The sequence below is a fragment of the Marinicella rhabdoformis genome, assembly GCF_009671245.1.
GTDB lineage: Bacteria > Pseudomonadota > Gammaproteobacteria > Xanthomonadales > Marinicellaceae > Marinicella > Marinicella rhabdoformis.
This window is the reverse complement of the sequence record NZ_VTFS01000001.1, coordinates 310,159-334,106: the sequence shown is the minus strand read 5'-3', so window position 1 is coordinate 334,106 and position 23,948 is coordinate 310,159. Positions and strand designations below refer to the sequence as shown.

General features: G+C 43.6%; 23 protein-coding genes and 1 tRNA gene. 17 read left to right on the top strand and 7 right to left on the bottom strand.

All coding sequences use genetic code 11. The features are described from left to right. Positions 1 to 21: 21 nt before the first annotated feature. Positions 22 to 1,068: a rod shape-determining protein gene (locus FET73_RS01485; RefSeq protein WP_154222138.1), complete on the bottom strand. Its 1,047-nt coding sequence runs from the start codon at positions 1,066 to 1,068 to the stop codon at positions 22 to 24. Between the two features lie 139 nt (positions 1,069 to 1,207). On the opposite strand from FET73_RS01485, the gene gatC reads away from it, so the two are divergent. Genes gatC through FET73_RS01465 form a run of 4 tightly spaced genes read left to right on the top strand, consistent with a single transcriptional unit; the run spans position 1,208 to position 5,344 of the window. After that, positions 1,208 to 1,495, top strand: a complete 288-nt coding sequence (gatC, locus tag FET73_RS01480; RefSeq protein ID WP_154222137.1) for an Asp-tRNA(Asn)/Glu-tRNA(Gln) amidotransferase subunit GatC — start codon at positions 1,208 to 1,210, stop codon at positions 1,493 to 1,495. After that, positions 1,492 to 2,940, top strand: coding sequence for an Asp-tRNA(Asn)/Glu-tRNA(Gln) amidotransferase subunit GatA (gene gatA / locus FET73_RS01475; protein ID WP_154222136.1), 1,449 nt, complete (start codon positions 1,492 to 1,494; stop codon positions 2,938 to 2,940). Before gatC ends, gatA begins: the two co-directional genes overlap by 4 nt. Beyond that, positions 2,937 to 4,412: an Asp-tRNA(Asn)/Glu-tRNA(Gln) amidotransferase subunit GatB gene (gene gatB / locus FET73_RS01470; protein WP_484502563.1), complete on the top strand. Its 1,476-nt coding sequence runs from the start codon at positions 2,937 to 2,939 to the stop codon at positions 4,410 to 4,412. Before gatA ends, gatB begins: the two co-directional genes overlap by 4 nt. Beyond that, positions 4,409 to 5,344, top strand: a complete 936-nt coding sequence (locus FET73_RS01465) for a carbohydrate kinase family protein (protein WP_154222135.1) — start codon at positions 4,409 to 4,411, stop codon at positions 5,342 to 5,344. The genes gatB and FET73_RS01465 overlap by 4 nt, the downstream gene beginning before the upstream one ends. Positions 5,345 to 5,442: 98 nt before the next feature. On the opposite strand, the gene FET73_RS01460 is transcribed toward FET73_RS01465, so the two are convergent. Then, positions 5,443 to 6,822: an L-serine ammonia-lyase gene (locus tag FET73_RS01460; RefSeq protein ID WP_154222134.1), complete on the bottom strand. Its 1,380-nt coding sequence runs from the start codon at positions 6,820 to 6,822 to the stop codon at positions 5,443 to 5,445. 17 nt (positions 6,823 to 6,839) lie between these two features. On the opposite strand from FET73_RS01460, the gene FET73_RS01455 reads away from it, so the two are divergent. The 6 genes from FET73_RS01455 (at position 6,840) to FET73_RS01430 (ending at position 14,099) form a co-directional block, all read left to right on the top strand. Further along, positions 6,840 to 7,055: a glutaredoxin family protein gene (locus FET73_RS01455; protein WP_154222133.1), complete on the top strand. Its 216-nt coding sequence runs from the start codon at positions 6,840 to 6,842 to the stop codon at positions 7,053 to 7,055. Beyond that, complete coding sequence (gene radA, locus FET73_RS01450) at positions 7,055 to 8,419, top strand: DNA repair protein RadA (RefSeq protein WP_154222132.1); 1,365 nt, start codon at positions 7,055 to 7,057, stop codon at positions 8,417 to 8,419. Before FET73_RS01455 ends, radA begins: the two co-directional genes overlap by 1 nt. 381 nt (positions 8,420 to 8,800) lie before the next feature. Further along, complete coding sequence (locus tag FET73_RS01445) at positions 8,801 to 9,088, top strand: GIY-YIG nuclease family protein (RefSeq protein WP_179952047.1); 288 nt, start codon at positions 8,801 to 8,803, stop codon at positions 9,086 to 9,088. Between the two features lie 1,104 nt (positions 9,089 to 10,192). Continuing rightward, entirely contained in the window at positions 10,193 to 10,558 is a 366-nt protein-coding gene (locus tag FET73_RS01440) for a hypothetical protein (RefSeq protein ID WP_154222131.1), read from the top strand. 51 nt (positions 10,559 to 10,609) lie between these two features. Continuing rightward, positions 10,610 to 11,767, top strand: coding sequence for a hypothetical protein (locus FET73_RS01435; RefSeq protein ID WP_154222130.1), 1,158 nt, complete (start codon positions 10,610 to 10,612; stop codon positions 11,765 to 11,767). A 571-nt stretch (positions 11,768 to 12,338) separates the two neighbouring features. Further along, positions 12,339 to 14,099, top strand: coding sequence for a S8 family serine peptidase (locus FET73_RS01430; protein WP_154222129.1), 1,761 nt, complete (start codon positions 12,339 to 12,341; stop codon positions 14,097 to 14,099). A gap of 259 nt (positions 14,100 to 14,358) precedes the next feature. Here the strand turns inward: FET73_RS01430 and FET73_RS01425 are convergent, their stop codons facing one another. The 3 genes from FET73_RS01425 to FET73_RS01415 all read right to left on the bottom strand — a co-directional run bounded on the left by FET73_RS01425 (position 14,359) and on the right by FET73_RS01415 (position 15,976). Next, on the bottom strand, positions 14,359 to 14,661 hold the full coding sequence (locus tag FET73_RS01425) for a hypothetical protein (protein WP_154222128.1): 303 nt from the start codon (positions 14,659 to 14,661) through the stop codon (positions 14,359 to 14,361). Between the two features lie 65 nt (positions 14,662 to 14,726). After that, a complete protein-coding gene (locus FET73_RS01420; protein WP_154222127.1) occupies positions 14,727 to 15,533 on the bottom strand; it encodes a M15 family metallopeptidase in 807 nt (268 codons plus the stop codon). An 8-nt stretch (positions 15,534 to 15,541) separates the two neighbouring features. Further along, positions 15,542 to 15,976: a GFA family protein gene (locus tag FET73_RS01415; RefSeq protein WP_154222126.1), complete on the bottom strand. Its 435-nt coding sequence runs from the start codon at positions 15,974 to 15,976 to the stop codon at positions 15,542 to 15,544. A gap of 59 nt (positions 15,977 to 16,035) precedes the next feature. On the opposite strand from FET73_RS01415, the gene yajC reads away from it, so the two are divergent. The 4 genes from yajC (at position 16,036) to FET73_RS01395 (ending at position 19,917) form a co-directional block, all read left to right on the top strand. Then, on the top strand, positions 16,036 to 16,368 hold the full coding sequence (yajC, locus tag FET73_RS01410) for a preprotein translocase subunit YajC (protein WP_154222125.1): 333 nt from the start codon (positions 16,036 to 16,038) through the stop codon (positions 16,366 to 16,368). A gap of 12 nt (positions 16,369 to 16,380) precedes the next feature. Beyond that, the gene (gene secD, locus FET73_RS01405) at positions 16,381 to 18,228 is read left to right on the top strand and encodes a protein translocase subunit SecD (protein ID WP_154222124.1); all 1,848 of its coding nucleotides are present in this window, start codon (positions 16,381 to 16,383) and stop codon (positions 18,226 to 18,228) included. Between the two features lie 10 nt (positions 18,229 to 18,238). Continuing rightward, positions 18,239 to 19,216: a protein translocase subunit SecF gene (secF, locus tag FET73_RS01400; RefSeq protein WP_154222123.1), complete on the top strand. Its 978-nt coding sequence runs from the start codon at positions 18,239 to 18,241 to the stop codon at positions 19,214 to 19,216. A gap of 179 nt (positions 19,217 to 19,395) precedes the next feature. Next, positions 19,396 to 19,917, top strand: a complete 522-nt coding sequence (locus tag FET73_RS01395; protein ID WP_154222122.1) for a DUF4252 domain-containing protein — start codon at positions 19,396 to 19,398, stop codon at positions 19,915 to 19,917. Between the two features lie 74 nt (positions 19,918 to 19,991). On the opposite strand, the gene FET73_RS01390 is transcribed toward FET73_RS01395, so the two are convergent. Next, positions 19,992 to 20,840, bottom strand: a complete 849-nt coding sequence (locus tag FET73_RS01390; RefSeq protein ID WP_179952046.1) for an inositol monophosphatase family protein — start codon at positions 20,838 to 20,840, stop codon at positions 19,992 to 19,994. Here FET73_RS01390 and FET73_RS01385 point away from each other — a divergent pair. Together FET73_RS01385 and FET73_RS01380 are read left to right on the top strand one after the other, a co-directional pair. Further along, positions 20,839 to 21,579, top strand: coding sequence for an RNA methyltransferase (locus FET73_RS01385; RefSeq protein WP_154222120.1), 741 nt, complete (start codon positions 20,839 to 20,841; stop codon positions 21,577 to 21,579). The two genes, FET73_RS01390 and FET73_RS01385, sit on opposite strands and share 2 nt — an antisense overlap. Positions 21,580 to 21,655: 76 nt before the next feature. After that, positions 21,656 to 21,731: transfer RNA gene (locus FET73_RS01380), tRNA-Asn, on the top strand. 94 nt (positions 21,732 to 21,825) lie between these two features. Here the strand turns inward: FET73_RS01380 and FET73_RS01375 are convergent. Beyond that, entirely contained in the window at positions 21,826 to 23,040 is a 1,215-nt protein-coding gene (locus FET73_RS01375) for an acyltransferase family protein (protein WP_281347582.1), read from the bottom strand. A 200-nt stretch (positions 23,041 to 23,240) separates the two neighbouring features. Between FET73_RS01375 and FET73_RS01370 the strand changes: the two genes are divergently transcribed. After that, positions 23,241 to 23,936 carry a YfgM family protein gene (locus FET73_RS01370; protein ID WP_154222118.1) on the top strand — a complete coding sequence of 232 codons (696 nt, stop codon included), beginning with the start codon at positions 23,241 to 23,243 and terminating at the stop codon, positions 23,934 to 23,936. Positions 23,937 to 23,948 lie beyond the last annotated feature (12 nt).

Genomic DNA, 23,948 nt, shown 5'->3' with positions numbered 1-23,948 from the left:
AATTAAGCGAATCCCTACGGATCAACGGAAAGGTGCAAAAAAGTCTGAGCCTTCTTCGTCAATGATTTCCAGGGCCTTACCACCACCACGGGCAACACAGGTCAAAGGGTCTTCAGCAACAAAAACAGGCAAACCAGTTTCTTCCATTAATAATTTATCTAAATCTTTTAATAACGCGCCACCACCGGTCAACACAATGCCTTGTTCTGCTACGTCAGCACATAACTCAGGCGGTGTTTGTTCCAAGGCCACCTTGACAGCAGAAACAATGCCTGTCAAAGGTTCGTGTAAAGCTTCTAAAGCTTCATTATTCGTCATGGTGAATTTACGAGGCACACCTTCAGCCAAATTCCTGCCTGACACTTCTAATGAAATTTCTTCAGCAGCAGGATAGGCACAACCAATTTCATGTTTGATGCGTTCGGCTGTGGACTCACCAATCAGAGTGCCATAGCTGCGTCGAACGTATGAAATCAAAGCGTCATCAAATTTATCACCACCAATTTTTACAGAAGCCGAATACACGATACCATTCAGTGACAAAACAGCCACTTCAGAGGTGCCGCCACCGATGTCCAAAACCATTGAACCACGCGCTTCATGAATCGGAATGCCAGCACCGATCGCTGCAGCCATGGGTTCTTCAATTAAATATACTTCAGCAGCACCAGCGCCAGAGGCAGACTCTTCAATCGCACGGCGTTCAACTTGGGTAGAACCACAAGGGACACAAATCAACACGCGACAAGAAGGTTTTAACCATCGGTTTGAATGCACCTTACGAATAAAATGTTGCAACATCGCTGCAGTCATATCGAAATCAGCAATCACACCGTCTTTTAATGGGCGAATGGTTTTGATGTTGCCCGGTGTTCTTCCTAACATCATTTTGGCGTCTATACCAACAGAAGCAATGCTGGGCGTGCCACGTCCTTGATCTAATCGCACAGCAACCACCGATGGTTCGTTTAAAACGATGCCATGATCGCGCATAAAGATGAGGGTGTTGGCGGTTCCGAGGTCAATCGATAAATCGTTGGAAAACAAGCTTCTGAATTTTTTGAACATGTGTTAATTTCTTACATCTGATTGGTTAAAATGGCATAATGCCGAGCTGGGTGCAAATTGTCTAAATTGTGTTACTTTAACACCTTCTACAACAAGCTCGCGGGCAAGCGCCGAATTATATCGCAAAGAAATAGAATATATGTCAATAAATCGTAAAGAATTAACAGAAATTGCAGCTTTAGCTAAGCTGAAAATAGCAGATGAGGCTTTGGGTGAAATCGCTGTAGCCATGAATGACATTAAAGACATGATTGATCAGATGGATGAAGTGGCGGCACAAGGCATTGAGCCGATGTCACACCCACAAGACATGATGCAAACATTGCGTGCCGACGTGGTCACTGAAACCAGCCATCAAGAAGCGTTACTGTCTTTGTCAGCACAGGCTGATGAAACCCATTATTTGGTACCCAAGGTGATCGAATGATTCAACTGTCTATACGTGAAATGGGCGCCATGTTGCGTGCCAAACAAATCAGTGTGCCAGAATTGAACTCCATCTTTTTTGATAGGGCGCGTGCATTCAACCCCCAAACCAATGCTTTTACTAAAGTCTGTTGTGACATCAAGCCAGCAGAGTTGATGCAAGCTGAAGCATTGTTAAAAAAAGAGGGCCAATATTTGGCAGGAATTCCTTTGGCGCACAAAGACTTGTTTTGTACCCAAGGATTACGCACCACATGTGGTTCGAATATGCTGAAAAATTTCAAGCCACCTTATGATGCAACTGTTGTTGAAAATTTAAAAACACAAGGGATGGTAACGGTTGGCAAGGCGAATATGGACGAGTTCGCCATGGGTTCATCGAACGAACACTCGGCCTTTGGAGCGGTCAATAATCCATGGGACTTGTCACGGGTTCCTGGTGGCTCATCAGGTGGGTCAGCCGCTGCCGTGGCGGCGCGAATGGTGCCGGTGGCGACAGCCACTGACACTGGTGGCTCCATTAGACAGCCTGCTGCCTTGTGCGGTATCACCGGCATCAAACCCAGCTATGGTCGTGTTTCACGATATGGCATGGTGGCTTTTGCTTCCAGTTTGGATCAGGGTGGTGTGATGGCTGCATCTGCCGATGACTGTGGTTTGGTTTTAGAAGCCATGAGTGGACACGATGCTTTGGACAGCACATCGCATAAAGCGGCCAGTTGGCAGTGGAATATGCCCAAAGACAACAGCATGAAAGGTTTGAAAGTGGGCGTGGTAGCAGACTGGATTGACGGTTTGCAAGACGAAGCCATCAAGCAAAGTACCTTAGATGCCATTGAAACCCTGAAAGCACAGGGCGCTGAAATTATAGACATTAAATTGCCTCATGCGCATTTGGCCGTTTCGGCTTATTATGTGATTGCACCTGCTGAATGTTCATCTAACTTGTCACGGTTTGACGGTGTGCGTTATGGACACAGAAGCGAGTCTTGCGATGACTTAGAACAGTTATATGTCAACAGTCGAACAGAGGGTTTTGGAGAAGAAGTGAAGCGCCGCATCATGGTCGGCACTTGGGCTTTGTCATCTGGCTACTACGATGCTTATTACCTCAAAGCACAGAAAGTACGCCGCATGATCAGCCAAGATTTTGTTGAAGCTTTCAAGGGTGTGGACGTGATTGCTTCACCGGTTTCACCAGAAGTGGCTTTCAAACACGGTGATAAAGCCGAAGGCGTCAGCATGTACCAAGCCGATGTGTTCACCATTCCAGCTTCCTTGGCTGGATTGCCCTGTTTGTCGATGCCAATCAAACCTGCTCATGGACTGCCTGTGGGATTACAGTTGATTGGTCAATATTTTGATGAGCAAAGTATTTTGACAGTGGCACACCAATACCAACAAATGACCGCCTGGCACCAAGCCATGCCGGAGGCGTTCCTGTGACTCAAAACATAAACATTAAGACAGGTTGGGAAATGGTCTTGGGCTTAGAGATTCACGTGCGTTTGGATACCGACAGCAAGTTGTTTTCAGGAATGAAAGCCAGTTATGGCGCCGAGCCTAACAGTCAGGTGAGCTTTGTTGATGCTGCCTTACCAGGCATGTTGCCCGTATTTAACAGCAAGGCACTGGACTATGCGATTCGATTTGGTTTGTCAGTAGATGCTGAAATTGCACCTGTGACGATTTTTGCGCGCAAAAACTATTTTTATCCCGACTCACCTAAGGGTTACCAAATCAGTCAAATGGACCACCCGATTGTAGGCAAAGGTTCGATAGAAATTGCTGTAGAGGCTGGTGAAGGTGGTGATGAAAGTTACAAAAAAACCATAGAAATCACCCGCGCCCATTTAGAAGAAGATGCAGGTAAGTCGATTCACGACAAGTACGATAAATTAACCGCCATCGACTTGAACCGTGCAGGGACGCCATTGATTGAAGTGGTGTCAGAACCACAAATGTGTTCGGCCAAAGAAGCCGTTGCTTATATGAAAGCGATTTACACACGGGTCACGCATTTGGGTATTTGTGATGGCAACTTGCAAGAAGGGTCATTTCGCTGTGATGCCAATGTTTCAGTGCGAAAAATTGGCGATGAAACCTTAGGCACACGTGCAGAAATCAAGAACTTGAATTCTTTCCGTTTTATTGAAAAAGCAATTAACTTCGAAGCCAAGCGTCAAATCAAGTTGATTGAATCAGGTGGCGAAGTGGTGCAAGAAACGCGCCTTTATGATGCCGACAAAAATCAAACGCGTTCGATGCGCAGCAAGGAAAATGCCAACGATTACCGTTATTTTCCAGACCCAGATTTATTACCGATTGAAGTCACTGATGAAATGATTGATGCTCAACGTGTCTTGTTGCCAGAATTTCCTGAGACCAAAATCGAACGCTACGTCAATGATTGGGCGATCAAAGCCGATGACGCTGAAATCATTGCTTTTGATCAAAACTTATCGGCTTATTTCGAAGCTGCACAAGCTTTGACTGAGGCCAAACCAGATTTGAATGCCAAGTTTTTGTTGGGCGAATATGCCGCACTTTTGAATGCCATGGACAAAAGTGTCGAAAACACGTCAATTCCTGTTGCACACTATGCTGGATTGCTTGATGAACTGGCCAAAGGCAGCATTTCACGCAAAATAGCCAAACAAGTGGTTGAAATCATGTGGCAAAGTGGCGATACTGCCGCCGTGATTATAGACAGCCAAGGTTTGGCGCAAATTTCTGACGCTTCGGCTTTGGAAGCGTTGGTCGATGAAGTGATTGCTAAAAACCCATCACAGGTGGACAGTTACCGTTCAGGCAATGAGAAAATGTTTAATTTCTTTGTCGGGCAGATCATGAAACAAACCAAAGGGCAGGCCAATCCTGTACAAACCAAAGAATTATTAGAGGAAAAACTGAAATGAGTAGAGCGTTAATCTGTGGGTCTTTGGCCTTTGACAACATCATGGTATTTGAAGATGAATTTCAAAACCACATCTTGCCTGATCAAATCCACAAGCTGAACATCTCCTTCATGGTGCCGACTTTAAGTAAAGTTTTTGGTGGCGTGGCAGGTAACATAGCTTACAACTTGAAAATGATTGGTGGTGAACCTGTACCTATGGGTGTTGTCGGCAGTGATTTTGATATTTACAGCCAAAGGTTAAGCAGTCTGGGCATCAGCTTAGAAGCAGTGATGACACGCAATGACCACTTCACGCCTCAGGCATATATCACCACAGATTTAAAAAATAACCAAATCACAGCATTTCATCCGGGTGCGATGAATTTTTCACATGAAAACCATGTGACCAATTACAAAAACATCAAAATTGGTATTGTTGGTCCTGATGGTCGTGATGGCATGATTCAACACGCCAATGAATTCAAAGACTCTGAAATCCCTTTTATTTTTGATCCAGGCCAAGCCATGCCATTGTTTGACGGCGATGACTTGAAAAAATTCATTGATCAAGCCTCGTGGATGGCCGTCAATGATTACGAGTATGAGTTGGTTCACAAAAGAACGGGTATGGAAGCACGTGAAATCGCAGGTCATTTACAAGCCTTAATCATCACACGTGGTGACAAAGGTTCAGAAATTTATGCCGATGGCACAATGTACCACATTCCTGTGGTTGAAGCTGAAAAAGTAGTCGACCCAACAGGTTGTGGTGATGCTTACCGAGCAGGATTGTTGTATGGTTTGACTAATGGTTTGGACTACCAGACCACAGGCCGCATTGCTTCATTGTTGGGCAGCATTAAAATTGCCACTGCGGGAACGCAAAACCATTACATTTCAAAGAAAGATTTTCGTGCCAAATTCAAAGAAGAGTTCGGGTACGAATTCTGAATTGAAAAAATTGATTGAACAAAAAATCCCCGACCTTTACTGGGGATTTTTTTGTTTCAAATTTATGTGGTGATATAGGGTTTATTGTCAATTTACCCTTAACACTCAATGATGTTCACTGCCAGTCCACCGCGTGAAGTTTCTTTATAGATTTCTTTCATGTCGTCGCCCGTGGCTTTCATGGTGCGGATGACTTTGTCCAATGAGACCCAGTGTGTGCCGTCGTTGTTATCGGCCATGCGGGTGGCATTGATCGATTTGACGGCGCCCATGGCATTGCGTTCGATGCAGGGTATTTGTACCAATCCACCAATCGGATCACAGGTCAATCCTAAATTGTGTTCCATGGCAATTTCAGCCGCATTTTGCACTTCTTCATCGCTGAGGTCACAGGCAGATGCCAAACCGGCAGCAGCCATGGAGCTGGCGACGCCGACTTCACCTTGACAGCCCACTTCAGCACCTGAAATCGATGCTTTGGTTTTGTATAAAATACCTACGGCAGCGGCGGTCAATAAAAAGTTTCTGATGCCTTGAGGATTTTGGTTGGGCACGAAATGTGTGTAGTAATGCAAAACAGCAGGGATGATGCCGGCTGCGCCATTGGTCGGTGCTGTGACCACGCGACCGCCTGCGGCATTTTCTTCACTGACTGCCAAGGCAAACATGTTAACCCAATCTAAAATAATGAGCGGGTCTGTTAAAGACGCTTTGGGGTTGTCTTTGAGCTGTTGGTATAACTTTGGCGCACGTCTGGCGACTTTCAAACCACCAGGTAACACGCCATCGGTGTTCAAGCCTCTTTTGACGCAATCGGCCATGGCTTGCCAGATGGTGTCGAGTTCTTGGTCAATTTCCTCTCGTGTGCGCCAGGTTAATTCATTGGCATACATGATTTCTGCGGTGCTTTTCCCATGGGTTTTACATTGGACTAACAATTCTTCGCCTGTTGTAAAAGGGTGAGGCAGGTCGGTGTCATCTTCCATGATGTGTTGTTTCGCCATGTGCGTGTGCGCCATGATGAAACCACCGCCGACTGAATAATAGGCTTTGCGTAGCAGCTCGTTACCGTCTTTGTCCAAGGCAGTGAATTGCATGCCATTAGAATGTAATGGCAGGGTTTTTCTTTTGTGAAACTTAAGGTGCTTCTTCTCAATGAATTTCAACGCTAATTCATCATTGGCTTGGATGCTTTTGTCATCATTTACTTGTTGCAGTATGCCCGGAATAACATCAGGATCAATGGCATCGGGCAGGTGGCCTGACAGTCCAAGTATGATCGCTTTGTCTGTACCATGACCGCGCCCTGTGTGACTTAATGAACCGTAAAGTTCAGTGAATACGCTGTCTGTGCGTTCAACCAAGTCATGAGAAACGATTTGGCCAATAAATAAGTTAGCCGCTCGCATGGGACCTACGGTGTGAGAACTAGAAGGACCGATACCAATTTTAAATAAATCAAATACACTGACTGCCATGATGATAAAATGCAAACATGAGAAAACTCACATTATATAGCAGAATTGAATGTCCGTTGTGTGAACATGCAGCGGAAATGTTAGAACAAAAAGGCATCGCTTTTGTTGAGCAAGACATCGAAGAAAAAGATGAATGGATACGTTTGTACCATGTGCGCATACCTGTGTTGAGCAATGGTGAAGCAGAATTGAACTGGCCTTTCACCGCGGAAGAAGCTGAGGGTCTGCTGTAATGGCCAAAGTCAAAACACAGTACGTTTGCAACGAATGTGGCAACGTCAGCACCAAATGGGCAGGGCAATGCAGTGCATGTAAGGAATGGAACTGCATGGACGAGGTCAAAGTCCAACCCACCAGTGGTGTAGCCAAGACCAACCGCTACGCCAATTATTCTGGTGATGTGGCGATTCAAAAGCTGGGCAAGGTCAGTACCGAAAAACAACTGCGCTCAACCACGCACATCAATGAACTAGACCGAGTCTTGGGTGGTGGCTTGGTACCTGGTTCTGTGATCTTACTCGGTGGTGATCCGGGTATCGGTAAATCGACCTTGTTACTTCAAGTTTCGGCACAAATTGCCACTTCGATCAATCCCTTGTATGTCACCGGTGAGGAATCCTTGTCACAAATCGCCATGCGCGCGCGGCGCTTGAGCTTGAATGTGGATGATTTGGACTGCATGGCAGAAACATCGGTGGAATCCATCATTGCGACCACGGTGAGTAAACAACCAGATTTAGTGGTCATCGATTCGATTCAAACGCTGTTCAGTGAGCAGTTGACCTCAATTCCGGGTTCGGTATCACAAGTCAAAGAATCCGCCGCGCAATTGGTGCGCATGGCGAAACAAAGCCGCATCACCGTCATCTTGGTCGGCCACGTGACCAAAGACGGCTCGATTGCTGGCCCCAGAATTTTAGAGCACATGGTGGACACCGTGTTGTATTTCGAAAGTGATGGCAACTCACGTTACCGTGTGCTGCGTGCCTTGAAAAACCGTTTTGGTGCGGTCAATGAAATTGGCGTCTTCGCCATGACCGAAACCGGTGTCAAAGAAGTTGAAAATCCATCGGCCATCTTCTTAAGTGAACACCAAGCCGAAAAACCCGGTTCAGTGGTGATGGTGACACGCGAAGGCACGCGACCTTTATTGGTCGAGATTCAAGCCTTGGTCGATCAAAGCCCATTGGGCAATCCAAGGCGTTTGTCAGTCGGTTTAGAACACAATCGCTTGGCGATGTTACTGGCGGTATTGCACCGCATGTGTCAATTGGCCATTCACGACCATGACGTGTTTTTGAACGCCGTTGGTGGCATGAAAATCACCGAAACCGCCGCGGACTTGGCGATCATCATTGCGATCGTTTCCAGCTTCAAAAACCGCTACCTGCCCAAAGACACCATAGTTTTCGGCGAAGTCGGCTTAACCGGCGAAGTCAGACCGGTACACAACGGCGAAGACCGCCTCAAAGAAGCCGCCCACCACGGCTTCAAAACCGCCATTGTCCCAAAAGGCAATGCCGGCAAATGGGTGAAAAACCTTGATATTAAAATCATAACAGTAGATCAAGTCAGTCAGGTCTTGGATTTGGTTTGAGTTTCTCCGAAGATTCCCACAGCTCGTCACACCGGCGAAGGCCGGTGTCTAGGTATTTTGAACGTACTTTGTTGTTCTATTCAGGTATTACTAATACTGAATGATCACTTTAATTGCCTGGATGCCGACCTGCGTCGGCATGACGCATCATAGATTGTCACATCAACAAGACAACCCCACAGCTCGTCACACCGGCGATGGCCGGTGTCTAGGTGTTTTGAACGTACTTTGTTGTTCTATTCGGGTATTACGAATACTGAATGATCACTGTAATTGCCTGGATGCCCCTACGTCGGCATGTCTGTTTGTCGCTGAAGGTGGAATATCCGAAGATAGTGTATGATGATAAAGTTCAGGTAAATTCATGCAAGGAGGTAGAAAGTGAAAGAGCCCGCAGTTTATATATTGGCCAGTCAACGGAATGGTACTTTGTATATTGGTGTGACCAGTAACCTTGTCAAACGCATATATGAGCATAAAAATGATTTGGTTGAAGGGTTTACCAAAAAATATGCTGTTCACACTCTGGTCTATTTTGAGCCGCACATGAGTATGGAAGCTGCCATCACAAGAGAAAAGCGTTTGAAAGAATGGAGAAGGGCTTGGAAAATAAGGTTGATTGAAGAGCAGAATCCGAATTGGCGGGATTTGTATTTTGACTTGGTTTAACGCTAAGCTGCGGTCACACTGGTGGAGGCCGGTACCCCGCATCTCGTCACACCGGCGTAGGCCGGTGTCTAAGTGTTTTGAATGAGGTTGTCGTTTTGTTTGGGTGTGACAGAAACTGAGTGATCATTGTAATTGCCTGGATGCCGACCTGCGTCGGCATGACTTTTCTGGAGTCGTCACACCGGCGGCGGCCGGTGTCTAAGTGTTTTAAGCGGACTTTTGGGTTCTATTAGGGTGTTACGAATACTGAAAGATCACTGTAATTTCCTGGATGCCGACCTGCTTCGGCATGACTTTTCTGGAGTCGTCACACCGGCGGCGGCCAGTGTCTAGGTGTTTTAAGCGGACTTTTGGGTTCTATTAGGGTGTTACGAATACTGAATGATCACTGTAATTGCCTGGATGCCGACCTGCGTCGGCATGACGCATCATAGATTGTCACATCAACAAGACAACCCCACAGCTCGTCACACCGGCGATGGCCGGTGTCTAGGGTTTTAATTGAACTTTTGTGTTCAGCTTTGGCAATTCATGTTGTGATTCGTACCTGTTTAATGATTATAATGCGTGTTTAATAAGTTGTTAGATTTTTGTGATGGGAACAGATATTCACGGCTACATTGAGGCCAACTGTCAGGTAGTTACTGACGAAGACTATTGGCAAAAAGCTATTGAGCTGGGCCTGCTGCTGGAAAGAAATTACCAATTGTTTGGGTAGCTTTTCGGCGTTCGGAGTGCACCCTCAATTGCAGGCATAGCCGCAAGCAGGGGCATTCCAGCAGACACATCTCACCCGGAAGAGTTTGGCCCGGTGCCATCTGGTTTGTGGGGCCATACTTGGGTCACTTGGAGCGAAATAGCTGCTTTTTTGGAAAGCTTTCCCTCTGAGAAAATTCCTCAAGGGCGGTCTTTCGCTTTTGAGGGTATGCGTTTGTTATCAAGTATTTGTGGGGGCGGTAATGTTCGCATGGTCGTGCAGTTTGACAATTGAACCCGCTAAAAATCTAACATCGCGTTGCAGCGGGACACTTGCTCCGCAGCTTCGCTGCTCCACAAGTGCCCTGAACGCGGGCGTTACAAATAAATTAAAAACAGGAGAGTGATATGTCAGATTGCATTTCAATTTTTTTTGATGCTTGGGAAATTGAGGCAGGTGAACTTCGACTTGCCAAAATAAAAAGTGCTGTGACTGAATCTGTGCAGTACGACGATCCTCGCACCCCAGAAACAGTCAATGGAGTCGCGGCTTTGAATAACTATGTCGGCATGTTCAGTGAAAATGCGCCCGGTTGGTCAGCGAAGGTTATTAAAAGTGACACGATTGCTGTTGTCACTCGTGTCACTGTCGCTTTCAGTGGAAAAGGTCCCGATGGATATGATCAAGTTCAACTTGGTCAATATTTTGTCGAAAAAGACGGAGACCTGGTGTCCCGAATGGTGGGTTTTGTTGGTACAGGTGAGCAAAATTAAATACGCCCACAGGCTTTCGCTGCGCCCAGACTGCGACAGTGGGGTGCCAAGATGAAACGCGGCTTGGTTTTGGTGGTTGGTTTGTTGTTACTTGCGGCTGTATCTGAAGCACGCATCAGGCAATTGTCCTTGAGCATGGACATCAGTGTCTATTTGGCGCACCATGACTTGAGGTTTAATGAAAAAGCCTTGAGTAAAAGGTGGTTGAAAAAACAAATCAAGTGTCACTTTGATGAAAATAAAAAAGGTTGTCGTAGGTTGCCGCTGTTGTTGCGCATGTATGTTGCAGCAGAACCGAGTTTAAAGAAGCGCAAAGCCTATGCTTATAAAATCAAAGATAGACTGAAGTACAGCGAGCGCAAGTTCGAAGAAATGGCTTGGTTTTTGTATTTGTATTGTGATGACTCAAGTTTAAAGCATCTTTTGAGTGATTATCATTTGGACAGGATAAAACAAAAGTATGTGGAAGTGGTGATTTTGAGTTCAGCAAAAATCATTGAAAATTTAAAGTCTGAAGATGAGAAAGTGGTGGAGCAAGCGCTTTCAGTTTTATCAAAGCATCCACAGAATGTTGAAATGGCGCCTGATGTTTTTGATTCATTGGTTCAAATCAGTGTTAACCCAACGTTTAAAAGGAAAGTAAAATTTTATGCTTCAAGTTACTTGCATGATATGGGCTATTGGGTTTCATATGGCGAGGATGAGCAAGGCAAGTTCACTTTTGGAAAAATAACTGTTCACAGTGGTAGACCTTATCTTACTGGTTATTTGGCTTCTGCACCCAAGTCAAGGGTATGGCAGTATCATGCTCAAAATTTAACTTCAACGGGTTCGATCGAAAAAGATTTCAGTGACTCTCATTTGGTTAATTTGATGGGCAAACTCAAGCCGAATATAACTGAAGACAAAAAGAAACTGGCTTGGATTAAAAACAGTGAAACTTATAAAAAATCCGCTCCCAGCTTGAAGTTCATTGTGGGAAATCAATTTTTCATGAACAGAAATGAATCAGAGGGAATGTACCATTTAAAACAGGCCTTTAAAGAAGGTAACAATGCCATGAAATCTGCCATTGTGGCAAAGTTTAATGAACATTTTCCTGTTGATAGAAATTTTTGGCAGGAGCTGATGGATAAAAGTACGGTTGCTGAACGGGTTATGATTGAAAGGAATAAAAAGCAGTGGGATATTAATGTGGATCGGCTATGAATCAGGCTTTAATAATTCTTTAAGTAAGGGTGGTAGGGCTACCAAAAGTAGGCGCTTTAAGCGAGCTACGAGCAGCCCAGCAGTTTTACTGTACTGCGTGAGATCCGTTCGACTCGCTGAGTCTCACTTAGGATGAAGTACATTATCATGGAAGACTGGCTTGTCATCAAATGAAAATACAGCCCGAATGCTTGGTTAATCAACGCGCTGCTCAGTATCACACTCCCTCCAAATGGCATTAATAACTCGTGATGCGTACATTCATTTTTAATAAGTCAAACAAAACAAACTTAACCATTCTGCATGTTTATTCAGTATTTGTACTTGCGTTTCGTACCGTTTGAAGGTGCTTTGGGATGTTTTCAAGTTGGTTTATACCAAAAAGTTATCACACATTAGAAAAAGTTATTTGACAAAAAAGAACAGCTTATCTCAAACCCTTGTTTGTCATTTAATTTTGTGGTGTAATTCGCACCGTTTAGAGAGTAATCACTGAGCGTGTGCTGGGCTGAAGCAATAAAAATTCAATCAATTTGAAGCCTGGGTTCAAAATAAAAGAGAGGAGATTTAAATGAAGTATAAGGCAACTTATGCGGCCATGTTATTGGCCATGGGTGGTTCATCATATGCAGAGCGTATGATTGTGAAACACAACAGCAATGGTAATGGGTTAAAGAACGGTCACCAAGTATTAGTAGAAGGTGATGGTTGGTTTGCTGTTGAGTTAGATGAGAATGGCAAAAACAACATGCGAGGCAAAAGTGGCTTCAAAGGCATGGAAGTCGATGCCAAAAGATTCCCTTTAGGTATTTATAATGATGATGCCGGCAATCCTGATTTACAACAGCTCACGCCTTATGCAGTATATCAGTCACAAGCCGATCAATTGAACTTACAATCGGGTCAAAAAGTTTGTGTGATAGATTCAGGTTTAGATTCGAGTAACAGTGATTTCAACTGGGGTGCCATCACGGGTTCAAATGATCCAGGTACGGGTAACTGGAATCAACACGGTGGACCACATGGTACACACGTAGCGGGTACCATTGGTGCCGCTGATAATAATCGTGGTGTAGTCGGCATGGCGCCGGGTGTTCCTATGCACATCGTTAAAGTGTTCAATGAATCGGGTTGGGGTTATTCATCTGATTTGGCCCATGCAGCAGACAAATGTGCTGACGCGGGTGCGAACATCATTTCTATGAGTTTGGGTGGCGGTGGTGCTAACTCAACTGAAGAAAATGCTTTTGATCAATTTGTTGCCAACGGTGGTTTGGTTGTGGCAGCGGCAGGTAATGACGGTAACTCGGTTCGTTCATACCCAGCGGGTTATTCATCTGTGATGATGGTTGGTGCCAATGATTCAGACAATAACATTGCTGATTTTTCTCAGTATCCAAGTTGTGAAGTAGGCAAAGGGAAAAGAAAGCGTTTTGATGAAACCATTTGTGTCGAAGTAACTGCCGGTGGTGTGGGTACTTTATCAACATATCCAGCAGGAATGGCCACTGTGGCTTCATTGACTGCTGACGGTATGGGCGTGGCATCTTCTGCCATGGAAAATACAGGTTCAGTATCAGGTGCAACTTATTATATGGGCACCGCTGAAGCGACTGACTCAGGTGCGTCAGGAAAAATTTGTATGATAGACCGTGGTAACATTTCTTTCCACGACAAAGTGGCCAACTGCCAATCTTCAGGTGGTGTGGGTGCTGTGATCATTAACAATGAATCTGGTATGTTGTATGCCACATTGGGTGAAACCAACAGCACATCTATCCCAGCAGCTGGTGCGGCTTTAGAAGACAGAACCTTTTTATTAGGTACGTCTCAAGCAAGCATTGCGATTGGTGCGGGTGATTACGGTTATATGGACGGCACATCTATGGCCACACCAGCTGTGTCTGGTGTCGCTGCATTGGTTTGGTCAAACCATCCTGACTGTACAGGTGAAGACATCCGTGCAGCCTTGAAAGCATCCGCTGCAGATTCGGGTGCATCAGGTCATGATGTTTACTTCGGTTATGGTATTGTGAAAGCCAAAGATGCCAGTGATTATCTGGATGCCAACAGCTGTGACGGTGGAACAACTGAGCCACCAGCAGGCGACATGACATTGTCAGGTAACCGCAGTAAAGGTAACCGCCAAGCAAACTTGTCATGGTCAGGTGCGACCACATCTAATGTTGACATTTATATCAACGGTTCTTTAGATGGCAGCACAGCCAATGACGGTTCAGCCAGCTTCAGCATCAGCAAGAACGCGAGCTACACATTCCAAGTGTGTGAAGATGGTTCAACCACAGAATGTACCAATGTGATTAATTTGTAATTGGGTCATTCAAGCATAAAGAAAGCCTCGCAGTTGCGGGGCTTTTTTTTGGCTTAATTTTCTCTAAAGCCTTCAAGGTAAAGCAAACTGCTGATAAGTTTGAGTGATCACTTGGCTATATCAGAATGCATTTGTGTGTACTAGGGGGGTAATGTTGAGCTTACAACTGGATTGTTATAGGTGCTTTCGGCTCACATCTGGTTCTCTCAGTATGAGGTGGGGAGTTTGTTTATGACCCGCAAAAAATACAGTTTTTGAATCAACTGCAAACTGTGCTGGCTGATTCTGAATAACATTTCATTTGTGGACTCATTCCAAACCAAGAGCGGTATTTGGCGCTGATGTGTTTTGTACCTGTTTTTTGGTATTGGATGGTTACCGTTTGCATGGGGCCAATGGTGGATATGTTGGCACTGTGAGCTTGTAGGTCTTGTATGCCTGATAAAGCAATCACGTTTTTTGTAACGGGTGCGGTTGGATCATCATTTAACAGCATCGGCATGATGCTGGCAATGTAGAAAATAACAAAGGCCAAGCAAATTTTATTGAGCGTGTTTTTCATGGTGTATGGTGGTTATGAGCTGATTATTATTCTGCCATGAACAACTCGGTATTGTCAATTGTTGCTTATTTTTCATGATAACACCAATGCCAAGGTTCGTAGATGATGCCGTCGGGGTTATTTTTGGGATAACTTAGGTGGAAATTGAAGCGCAAGGCATTTTTTTGTAACCAGTCGAAAGCGGCGCTGTTTTCGAAATGCTCTTCTAAGGTTTCGAACCCTGGCGTGGACAGGTCAACGGCACGGCCAGTGTGGTGTTCAGAATGTCCTGGGGCTGTGTTAACAGATAAAATATTTTCTATGTTTTGCCCATGATTTAATTTTTTCTGGATCAGTCCTGCTTGGTATTTCGGGCTGCGGTAGGCTGAAACCAGCTGTAATATCACACCTTCCTCATTGCCGGCCTGTTGCATGCTTTGCCACGCTTTAGCGGCTACTGGTGTGAGTTTGGCCGAACGGTTAAAAACATCGGGACCACATTCTGTCAATTGACAAGCTGATGGGTGGTAGCTTGTGGTCAAATGCTGTGTATCAATGCCTAAAGCTTGGTTCAAACTCAGGTAATGTGGTGATGGCAGTTTGCCTTGCCACAGCATGTTTTGATCCGTTTCGATAAAACCCAATTGCTTTAAAAACGTCAGGCTGTGTGGGTCATGGGGTTGTATGGCTTGAATCGTTTGTCCTGTTTGGGTTTGCAGCCAAGCGCAGGCGGCTTCGGTGGCGATGCCCAGGTTTTTCGCTGTTTCAATAAGTTCAATGGTGAACATGTCGTGCAGAAAGCCCAGTTGTCCTAATGTACTGCCATCATGGTCGTTGATGGACCACAGCGACGGTGTGTTTGGTGTTAATGTCAATCGTTCGGTTTTAATCATAGCTATTCTTAATCTTTGTTGAGCTTGGCTTTGTTGAGCTTGGCTTTGGCTTGTTCCCAGTTTTGACCATCAAAAGTTTCAATTTGCCAGTCTTCTTTTTTGAAGCCAGTGACACAGTGGGCATTGATGCTCCAACTGTCAGGGTGAGAGCGGGGTTGGTAGAATGATTTAACGCCACATTGTGAGCAAAACAAATGTTCTGCCTTTTGCGTATTAAAACGGTAACTGATTAAGTTGTTTTTATCAGTATGCAGCACAAAATTTTCATGTTTGGCCATCATGTGTAAATGTCCGGTCATGCTACACAAGGTGCAATTACAATTTAAGAGTGTTTGTTTGGGGTCAACCTGTGCAATGAAGCGAACAGCACCACAATGGCAGCCACCGGTGACCTGAATTGTGGTATTCGCGATTGTGCCTTGATTTTTAGTAATTTCAATCATATATCAGCTCTCATTGTGGGATAATACCGCGTTTTTTAATTTCTTTACAGGATAAAAAGATGAACTTTTTGATTTCAGATGCGATGGCACAGTCAGGTGCTCAGCAACAAAGCGATCCAATGATCACATTATTTTTCATGGTGGGTATTTTTGCTGTGATGTATTTCTTGATGATACGTCCTCAACAAAAACGCATGAAAGCACACCAAGAGATGGTCAATGCATTGGGTGTGGGTGATGAAGTCATTACCAATGGTGGCACTTTAGGTAAGATTACCCATGTAGATGAAACTTTTGCAAAAGTTGAAATCGCAGAAAACACCGAAGTACATGTTCAAAGAAGTGCGATTGCCAAAGTGTTGCCAAAAGGCACCATTAAATCATTGAAATAAAGAGAGGATTTCATGAACCGTTACCCGATGTGGAAATATGTGCTGATACTGGTCATTGTGGCCATGGGCGCATTGTACGCTTTGCCGAACATTTACGGACAAAGCCCTGTGGTGCAAATCACCACTGACAAAGGTGAGGCTGTTTCAGAAGAACGCTTTGCTGATATAGAAAAAGCGTTAGATGATGCTGGTTTGGATCACAGCAGTATTGCGTTGGATAGCGGTTCAGCCATTGTCAAGTTCAATGATTTGGATGCACAGCGTAAAGCGCAAGACGTGTTAAAAACAGCTTTGCCCAACTACAATACTGCGATGAACTTGAAACCCAATGTGCCAGAATGGTTGGCTGATTTGGGTGGTTCTGCCATGAACTTAGGTTTGGACTTGCGTGGTGGTGTGCATTTCTTGTTAGAAGTGGACATGCAGGAAGCCGGCGAAAACAAACAAAAGCAATTGCGTTCTGATGCCACGGCTTTGTTGATCAAAGAAAAAATCCCTAAAAAGCGAATCACTTGGATAGGCAATAACTTAAAAATCACTTTCAAATCTGCTGACGTGGTTGAAAAAGCCTATGACAAATTACGTAAAGATTTGACTGAGTTGAATTTCAGATATGAAACAGGTGATGAAAATGTGGTTATCGGTGAGTTAACTGATGCCACGTTGAAAGCCATAAAAGACAATGCCTTGGAGCAAAACTTAACCACACTTAGAACACGAGTGAATGAAATTGGTGTGGCAGAGCCGATTGTTCAGCGTCAAGGTGCAGATCGCATTGTGGTTCAATTGCCTGGTATTCAGGACACCACGGCTGCGAAGAATATTTTGGATGCCACTGCGACTTTGGAATACCGTGCCACTGATATGGAAAACAATGCTTTGCAGGCAGCTAACTCAGGGCGTGCTCCGATAGGTTCTACCTTATATTATGACCGTGATGGGCGACCAGTATTGGTTAAAGATCGCATCATTGCCACGGGTAATCAGTTGGTCGATGCGCAGGCCACTTTCGACAGTCAATCAGGAACCCCTGCTGTTTCTGTTAAATTGAACAGCATCGGTGCTTCTCGCATGTTGGAATTCACCAAAAACAATTTAGATAAATTGATGGCGGTTGTTTTCAAAGAGCGCATTCCTTTGGGCAAAGATGAAAACGGTGTGATGAAATACCGTGATAAAGCGGAAGTGATTTCAAATGCCAGCATCAATGATGTCTTTTCAAACAGCTTCCAAACCACCGGGTTAGATTCTCCTCAAGAAGCAACGCAATTGGCCTTGTTACTCAGGGCAGGTGCATTGGCCGCACCTGTTCAAATCGTTGAAGAGCGTACCATTGGGCCTTCTTTAGGTCAGGATAACATCGACAAAGGTGTGATGTCAGTTCAAATCGGTTTGGCTTTTGTTTTGGTCTTTATGTTGATTTATTACCGCATGTTTGGTGTGATTGCTAACATTGCCTTAACCTTGAATATTGTGTTGATGGTGGCGATGTTGTCGTTGTTTGGCGCCACATTAACTTTACCTGGCATTGCTGGTATTGTGTTGACGGTGGGTATGGCAGTGGATGCCAATGTATTGATTTTTGAGCGTATTAAAGAGGAACTGAAGGGGGGTAACACCATTCAAGGCAGTATCAAGTCTGGATATGACAAAGCATTTTCTACCATTGCTGATGCGAACGTAACGACGTTCATCGCAGCGATAGTATTGTTCGCTTTTGGTACAGGCCCTATTAAAGGTTTTGCTGTGACTTTGAGTATTGGTATCATTACCTCTATGTTCACAGCCATTATGGTTTCTCGCGCGCTGGTCAATTTGATCTATGGCGGTAAGAAAAAACTACAGTCGATTGCGATTTAAGGAGTTGAAGATGAATTTTTTAGCTAATATCAAATACGATTTCATGGGCAAGCGAAAAATCGCCATGGTTTTTTCTTTGACTTTGATTCTATTGTCTTTGGGTGCATTGGTTACCCGCGGTTTGAATTTCGGTTTAGATTTCACTGGTGGTACGGTTGTTGTTGTACATTTTGATAGCAGTGTAGAGGCGCCAGCAATTCGTGACTCATTGCATCAGAAAGGCTTTGCCGATGCTGTGGTGAAAAACTTTGGTTCAAGTAAAGACATTGAAATTACTTTGCCGCCTTATGAAGTGGCAGAAGCTGATGCTGACGCTGATCAAGCTGCTACAGAGAGTGGGTCCGATGAAGCCAAGTTGAGCAATGAAATATTGACCGTGTTACAACAAGTGGACTCATCAGCCCGCATCAGTAAGGCAGATTTTGTGGGTTCGCAAGTGGGTGATGAGCTGGTAGAGCAAGGCTCTTTGGCCATGCTGTATGCCATCATCGGCATTCTGATGTATGTGACCTTCCGTTTTGAATGGCGCTTTTCATTGGGTGCTGTGGCGGCGTTGGTTCATGATGTGGTGATTACTGCGGGTATCTTTTCAGCTTTTCAGGTTGAATTTGATTTGACGGTGTTGGCGGCCTTGCTGGCGGTGATCGGTTATTCCTTGAATGATACGATTGTTGTGTTTGATCGTGTGCGTGAAAATTTCCGCGCCATTCGCAAAACGCCACCCGCTGAAGTGATGAATATTTCGATTGGACAGACTTTATCGCGTACGGTAATCACCTCGTTAACAACCATGCTGGTGCTGATTGCCTTGTATGTGTTTGGTGGTGCTTTGATTAACAGTTTCGCTTTTGCTCTAATCATTGGCGTGGTTGTAGGTACTTATTCATCAATCTTCGTCGCCAGTACAACAACATTGGCATTAGGTATTAGCCGAGAAGACTTGATACCTGTAGAGAAAGAAGGTGCTGATTTAAGTCACATTCCTTGATTTAAATACAGTTGATTTCAGAAAAGCCCCACGCAAGAATGCTGGGGCTTTTTTTTTGCTTAAAATCATTAAATTTTGTGTTTTTCATTATCTTTGTAACAAAAGCAATGCTTCGGCGTTTTAGATGCAAATACCATGGCTGTTTAACGATTTGATTAATTTAATATTTGGAGAATGTAATGAAAAATTTAATGATTTTAGGGCTGTTTTTATTTTGTGCGATGGTTTCAGCAAAAGACCTGCAAAGTGAACTAGATGATGTGTTAGGTGTTGAACCAGAAGTTCGCATCAATTTAGGTGCAGGCATGCTGGGTTTAGCACAATTGTTCGCGAAGGATGATGAAGAAGCTTCAAAAGTTTTATCTGGTTTAAAGGGTTTACAGGTAACGGTTTATGAGTTGGAAGATGACCATGACGCTGCTGAAGATGTGTCATTATGGCTCAAGTCTAAGGCCAAGTCGTTGTCTCGTAAGGGAATGGAAGAGATTGTTAGGGTTATGGAAGATGATGAGCAAGTACACATCTTTGCTAAAATTGATGGTAAATTGTTGTCAGATTTAACCTTGATGGTTTATGAAGCGGGTAGTGAGTTTGTGTATATCACAATGGATGGTGAAATTGATTTTAATGACATTCAAGACATCACAGGTAATTTTGATATAGATATTGATGGTTTGGATAATATTCAAGTGAAACTGTAATTACAAATCGAGCAACTAAAAAAGGGCGAAATTATCGCCCTTTTTTAATGTCCGAATCTTTGCTTTTGCTGTGATTAATTATAAATGTTTTTTAATTGTGCAGCTATCCAAGCTGAGTTGTTTAAATTACCAGCTATTATTTGTTCATTTTCTTTGTAATTTCTGCCGGCTTTGAAGTCTAAGCATTGGCCGCTGGCTTCATGAATCAAAAGTTCAATGGCCGCTGTTTTGAAATGAGAAAGCCCCGATTGCCAGTAGGCATCCGCCTTCCCCGCAGCGACATAGGCAAGGTCGAGTAATGGACAGCCCAAAGATCTGACATCAATCACTTGTTTGCTCAGATTTTTCAATGCCAATAAATGTGGTGCCAATGGTTTGCCATTTTCAGGTTTGTTAGTGAGTACAACGCATTGTTGAGGCTCTAAATCTTTGTTAAAACGAATCCTGTGTTGGTTGAAGAAACTGCCACTGCCCTTTACGGCATTAGCGATGTCGTCAGTAACAGGGTTGTAGATGACGGTTTCTTTGCACTTGCCTTTTTCGAACAAAGTAACCGACATAGCACAATGTGGAATGTTATAAAGCAGGTTGATGGCACCATCTAAAGGAACGATTTGCCAAACGCGATCTGCATTTTTATTTTCGGTTAATGACTTGTCTTCTGTTTGGATGTCATCTTCTGGGTAAGCTTTTTTTAAGGTGAAATAAAGCTCAGTCAATCCGGCTTCTTCTGCTTTTTCGACAAAGCCATTGGCTACTTTCTTATTAACCGAAAGTAGTTCGTTTTTTTGAATGACTTGTTCTATGGCCTTGCCGGCATTCATGACGGCTTTTTTAGCGATGTTGAGTTCTGGTGATGACATGATGTTGATGTTAAATAGCGAACCGCGTATGATAGCAAATTTTGACCACTGAATATACATGGAAAGACTCAATCGCATCAGTTTTGCGCTGTTAAATACTTCGCACGCCGGAAACATTGGTGCCGCAGCTCGTGCGATGAAAGTGATGGGTATGTCAGACCTGCGTTTAATGACACCCAATGATTACCCCAGTGCAGAAGCCACAGCACGTGCATCAGGTGCAGATGATGTGTTGTATCATGCCACTGTTGTCGAAAATGTAGATCAAGCCATAGCAGACAGCACATTGGTGATGGGCACCAGTGCCAGAACCCGCGGTATGGACATTCCAGTGATTGGCATGCGTGAAGCGGCTGAATTGTTAACACAACATGCGGTTAAAGGTCGTGCTTCTTTGTTATTTGGTAAAGAGCGCTATGGCATGACCAACGAAGAAATGCAACGCTGTCACTATTTAGTTAATTTTCCAGCCAATCCTGAATATTCATCTCTTAACTTGGCCTCGGCGGTTCAGTTGGCAGCATATGAGCTGCGCATGCAATGTTTATTAACACAAGATGTTGTTGATGTTGAAAAGGAGGATGTGCCTTTTGCAACCATGGAAAAGATGGACAGTTTTTACCAACATTTGTTTGGTGTGCTTGCACGTGTGGAGTTCATGAAAGGTGAGAACAGTAAGTCATTAGAAGAGAAGTTTCGCATGATGTTTAACCGTTTACGCATCGAAAGACATGAGATGGATATCTTGCGTGGTATGCTCAGTGCCATCAATAAAAACTTGCCAAGTGAAAAAAAATAACTTTTTTTAAAAATGCGCTTGACAGTTTTCACTATAAGAGTAAAATGCCCACTCCTTGTTCAGCAAGGTAACACATTCCCCGATAGCTCAGCTGGTAGAGCGGATGACTGTTAATCATTAGGTCGGCGGTTCAATCCCGTCTCGGGGAGCCATACTCCCAAAAAAAGCCGCTTTTTGCGGCTTTTTTTTATGCCTGAAATTTGTTGCATATCATAAATTTACTTAACTGTTTATCCATTTCATTATCTATAAACGAGCTTTCAAAATTAAAAAAGGTTTTTCTACTATATAGTGAAGAATCAAGCTGAAAATAACTGTTAGACCGATATATATAAGTGCAAAAGTGCTTGCGTGAACCCAGGCTTCTTCACTGAATATATAGGCTATATGAAGTCGGTAAGTCCAAGGTAAAACAGCATAATGGGTTAAGTAAAGTGCGTATGAAAGAACGGAAACTATCCTCAGGAATCGGCCGGTCAAGCACTTTAAATACGTTATGCCTGAATGGGTGGTAACATGCCAAACAATCAATCCAAAGCAAGTGACCATAATTAAATGCATTAAATTAACCCACTGCCAATCAGTGGTTTGATATAAATTTGTAAAGCATGTGATTACTATGATCAATAAGATCGAAAAAATCAGCCAATAGGCATTTAACAAAGATGATTTTAGCCAAAATGTTCTTATTTGGTACTGTCTTCTTTGGCATAACAGGGCAACAATGACGCCCATTAAAATTGACGTGATGGCAAAATGAAAGGGTGCTCGAAATTGTGTAAAGAAAGTGATGTAATTTGTGATGTTTTCGGATTGGTAAATGAGTATGGCTTTTGTTGCATTCAGTAATAGAATGACCGTCACCAGAATCAGTAAGCCTTTTTTGTGTGAAATGCGTTTCAAAAATAACAATAAAAAAGGCGCTAATAAGTAAAATTTTTCTTCTGTTGCGAGTGACCAAAGCGGAACGAGCACAGTGGTTCCAATATAGTCTTGAAGGAATGCCAAGTGTATCACGTAATCTAAAAATCCTGCTGTGGTGTGATGATAAGGGGTCAGCTTTAAAGCAACCAACAACAGCATCGCATAGTACAGAGGAAATGTGCGTAGAACCCTTTTCAAAGCATAGCGTGAGGGTGATGGTTTGTGTTCTTGAGAGGAGTTTAAGTGGTGGAAAATCAAATAACCACTGAGAACAAAGAATAAGTCAACACCCAACCAACCATTGAACATAATACGCTGTATTAAATCAGAAAATAAATGATTAAAATATGAGCCGTGGTGTTCGCGATAAAAAGTGGCGAAGTGAAAATACAAAACCATGATGATTGCCAAAGCTCTAAGCCCGTCAAGTTCTGGGATTTTACCGGGTTTTGAGCCGATTTTAATGTAGTTATAAAACCTTTTAAGCACAGAATTTTGGTTTGAGTTTGTGATTAAAGTTTTGTTACATTTTGGCATATTGTTTTGAATTGTCCGCAGATCGGTGCTGATAATACTAACGCAAAGTGGGTTGTACTGAAAGTCTGAATTTGGTTCTGTTTTGGTGAATGTCGATAAAGATTGATGATGTTTGACAGTTAATAAAAGAAGTCTTTCGTATTTAATGTGAATGGGGTAGCTAATTAGTTTATTAATTGAAGCCACAGCGGCCTTTTTGAATGAAATCTTACGATGCTTCATGTAAAATAGCCCGCTTTGTTAAATTTAATGAATCATTAGGAATAAATATGGCTTTTGAAGAGTACGATGATTACGAACAAGAACAGCTGGTTAAAGAATGGCTGAAAAACAACACATTGACTATTGTCTTAGGCATCGCTTTAGGAATTGGCGGGCTTTGGGGTTATGGACAATGGCAAAACAGTCAGGCTGAAAAATTACAAGCTGGTGCTACAGAGTACCAACAAATTGCTCAAGTTGTTGAATTGGGTGAATTATCAGAAGCCACTCAAATGGTTGATGACTATGAAGCAGAATTTGGTGGTAATTTGTTTGCAATTAAAGCCAGAATGTTATTGGCCGCTCAGCTAGTAGAGAAAGACCAATTGTCTGAAGCAAAGATGCAGTATGACGCTATTATTGCCAGCAAGCCTGATCAAGTGATGGCTGAACTGGCGTATTTGCGTTCTGCCAGATTGTCAGTTTCTTTAGGTGAGTTGGATCAAGCAGAATCACTGTTAACTAACGTACAGTCGGTGGCTTATAAAACTGTGGTAGAAGAGATCAAGGGTGATTTGTTTTTAGCTCGTGGAGATTCAGAAGCAGCAAAAGGAGCTTATCAGTTGGCTTTGAATGACGGTGAAGGCTATTCAGGTCGCCAAATCGTTGAAATGAAATTGGCTAACGTCAAATAACCTAACATACAT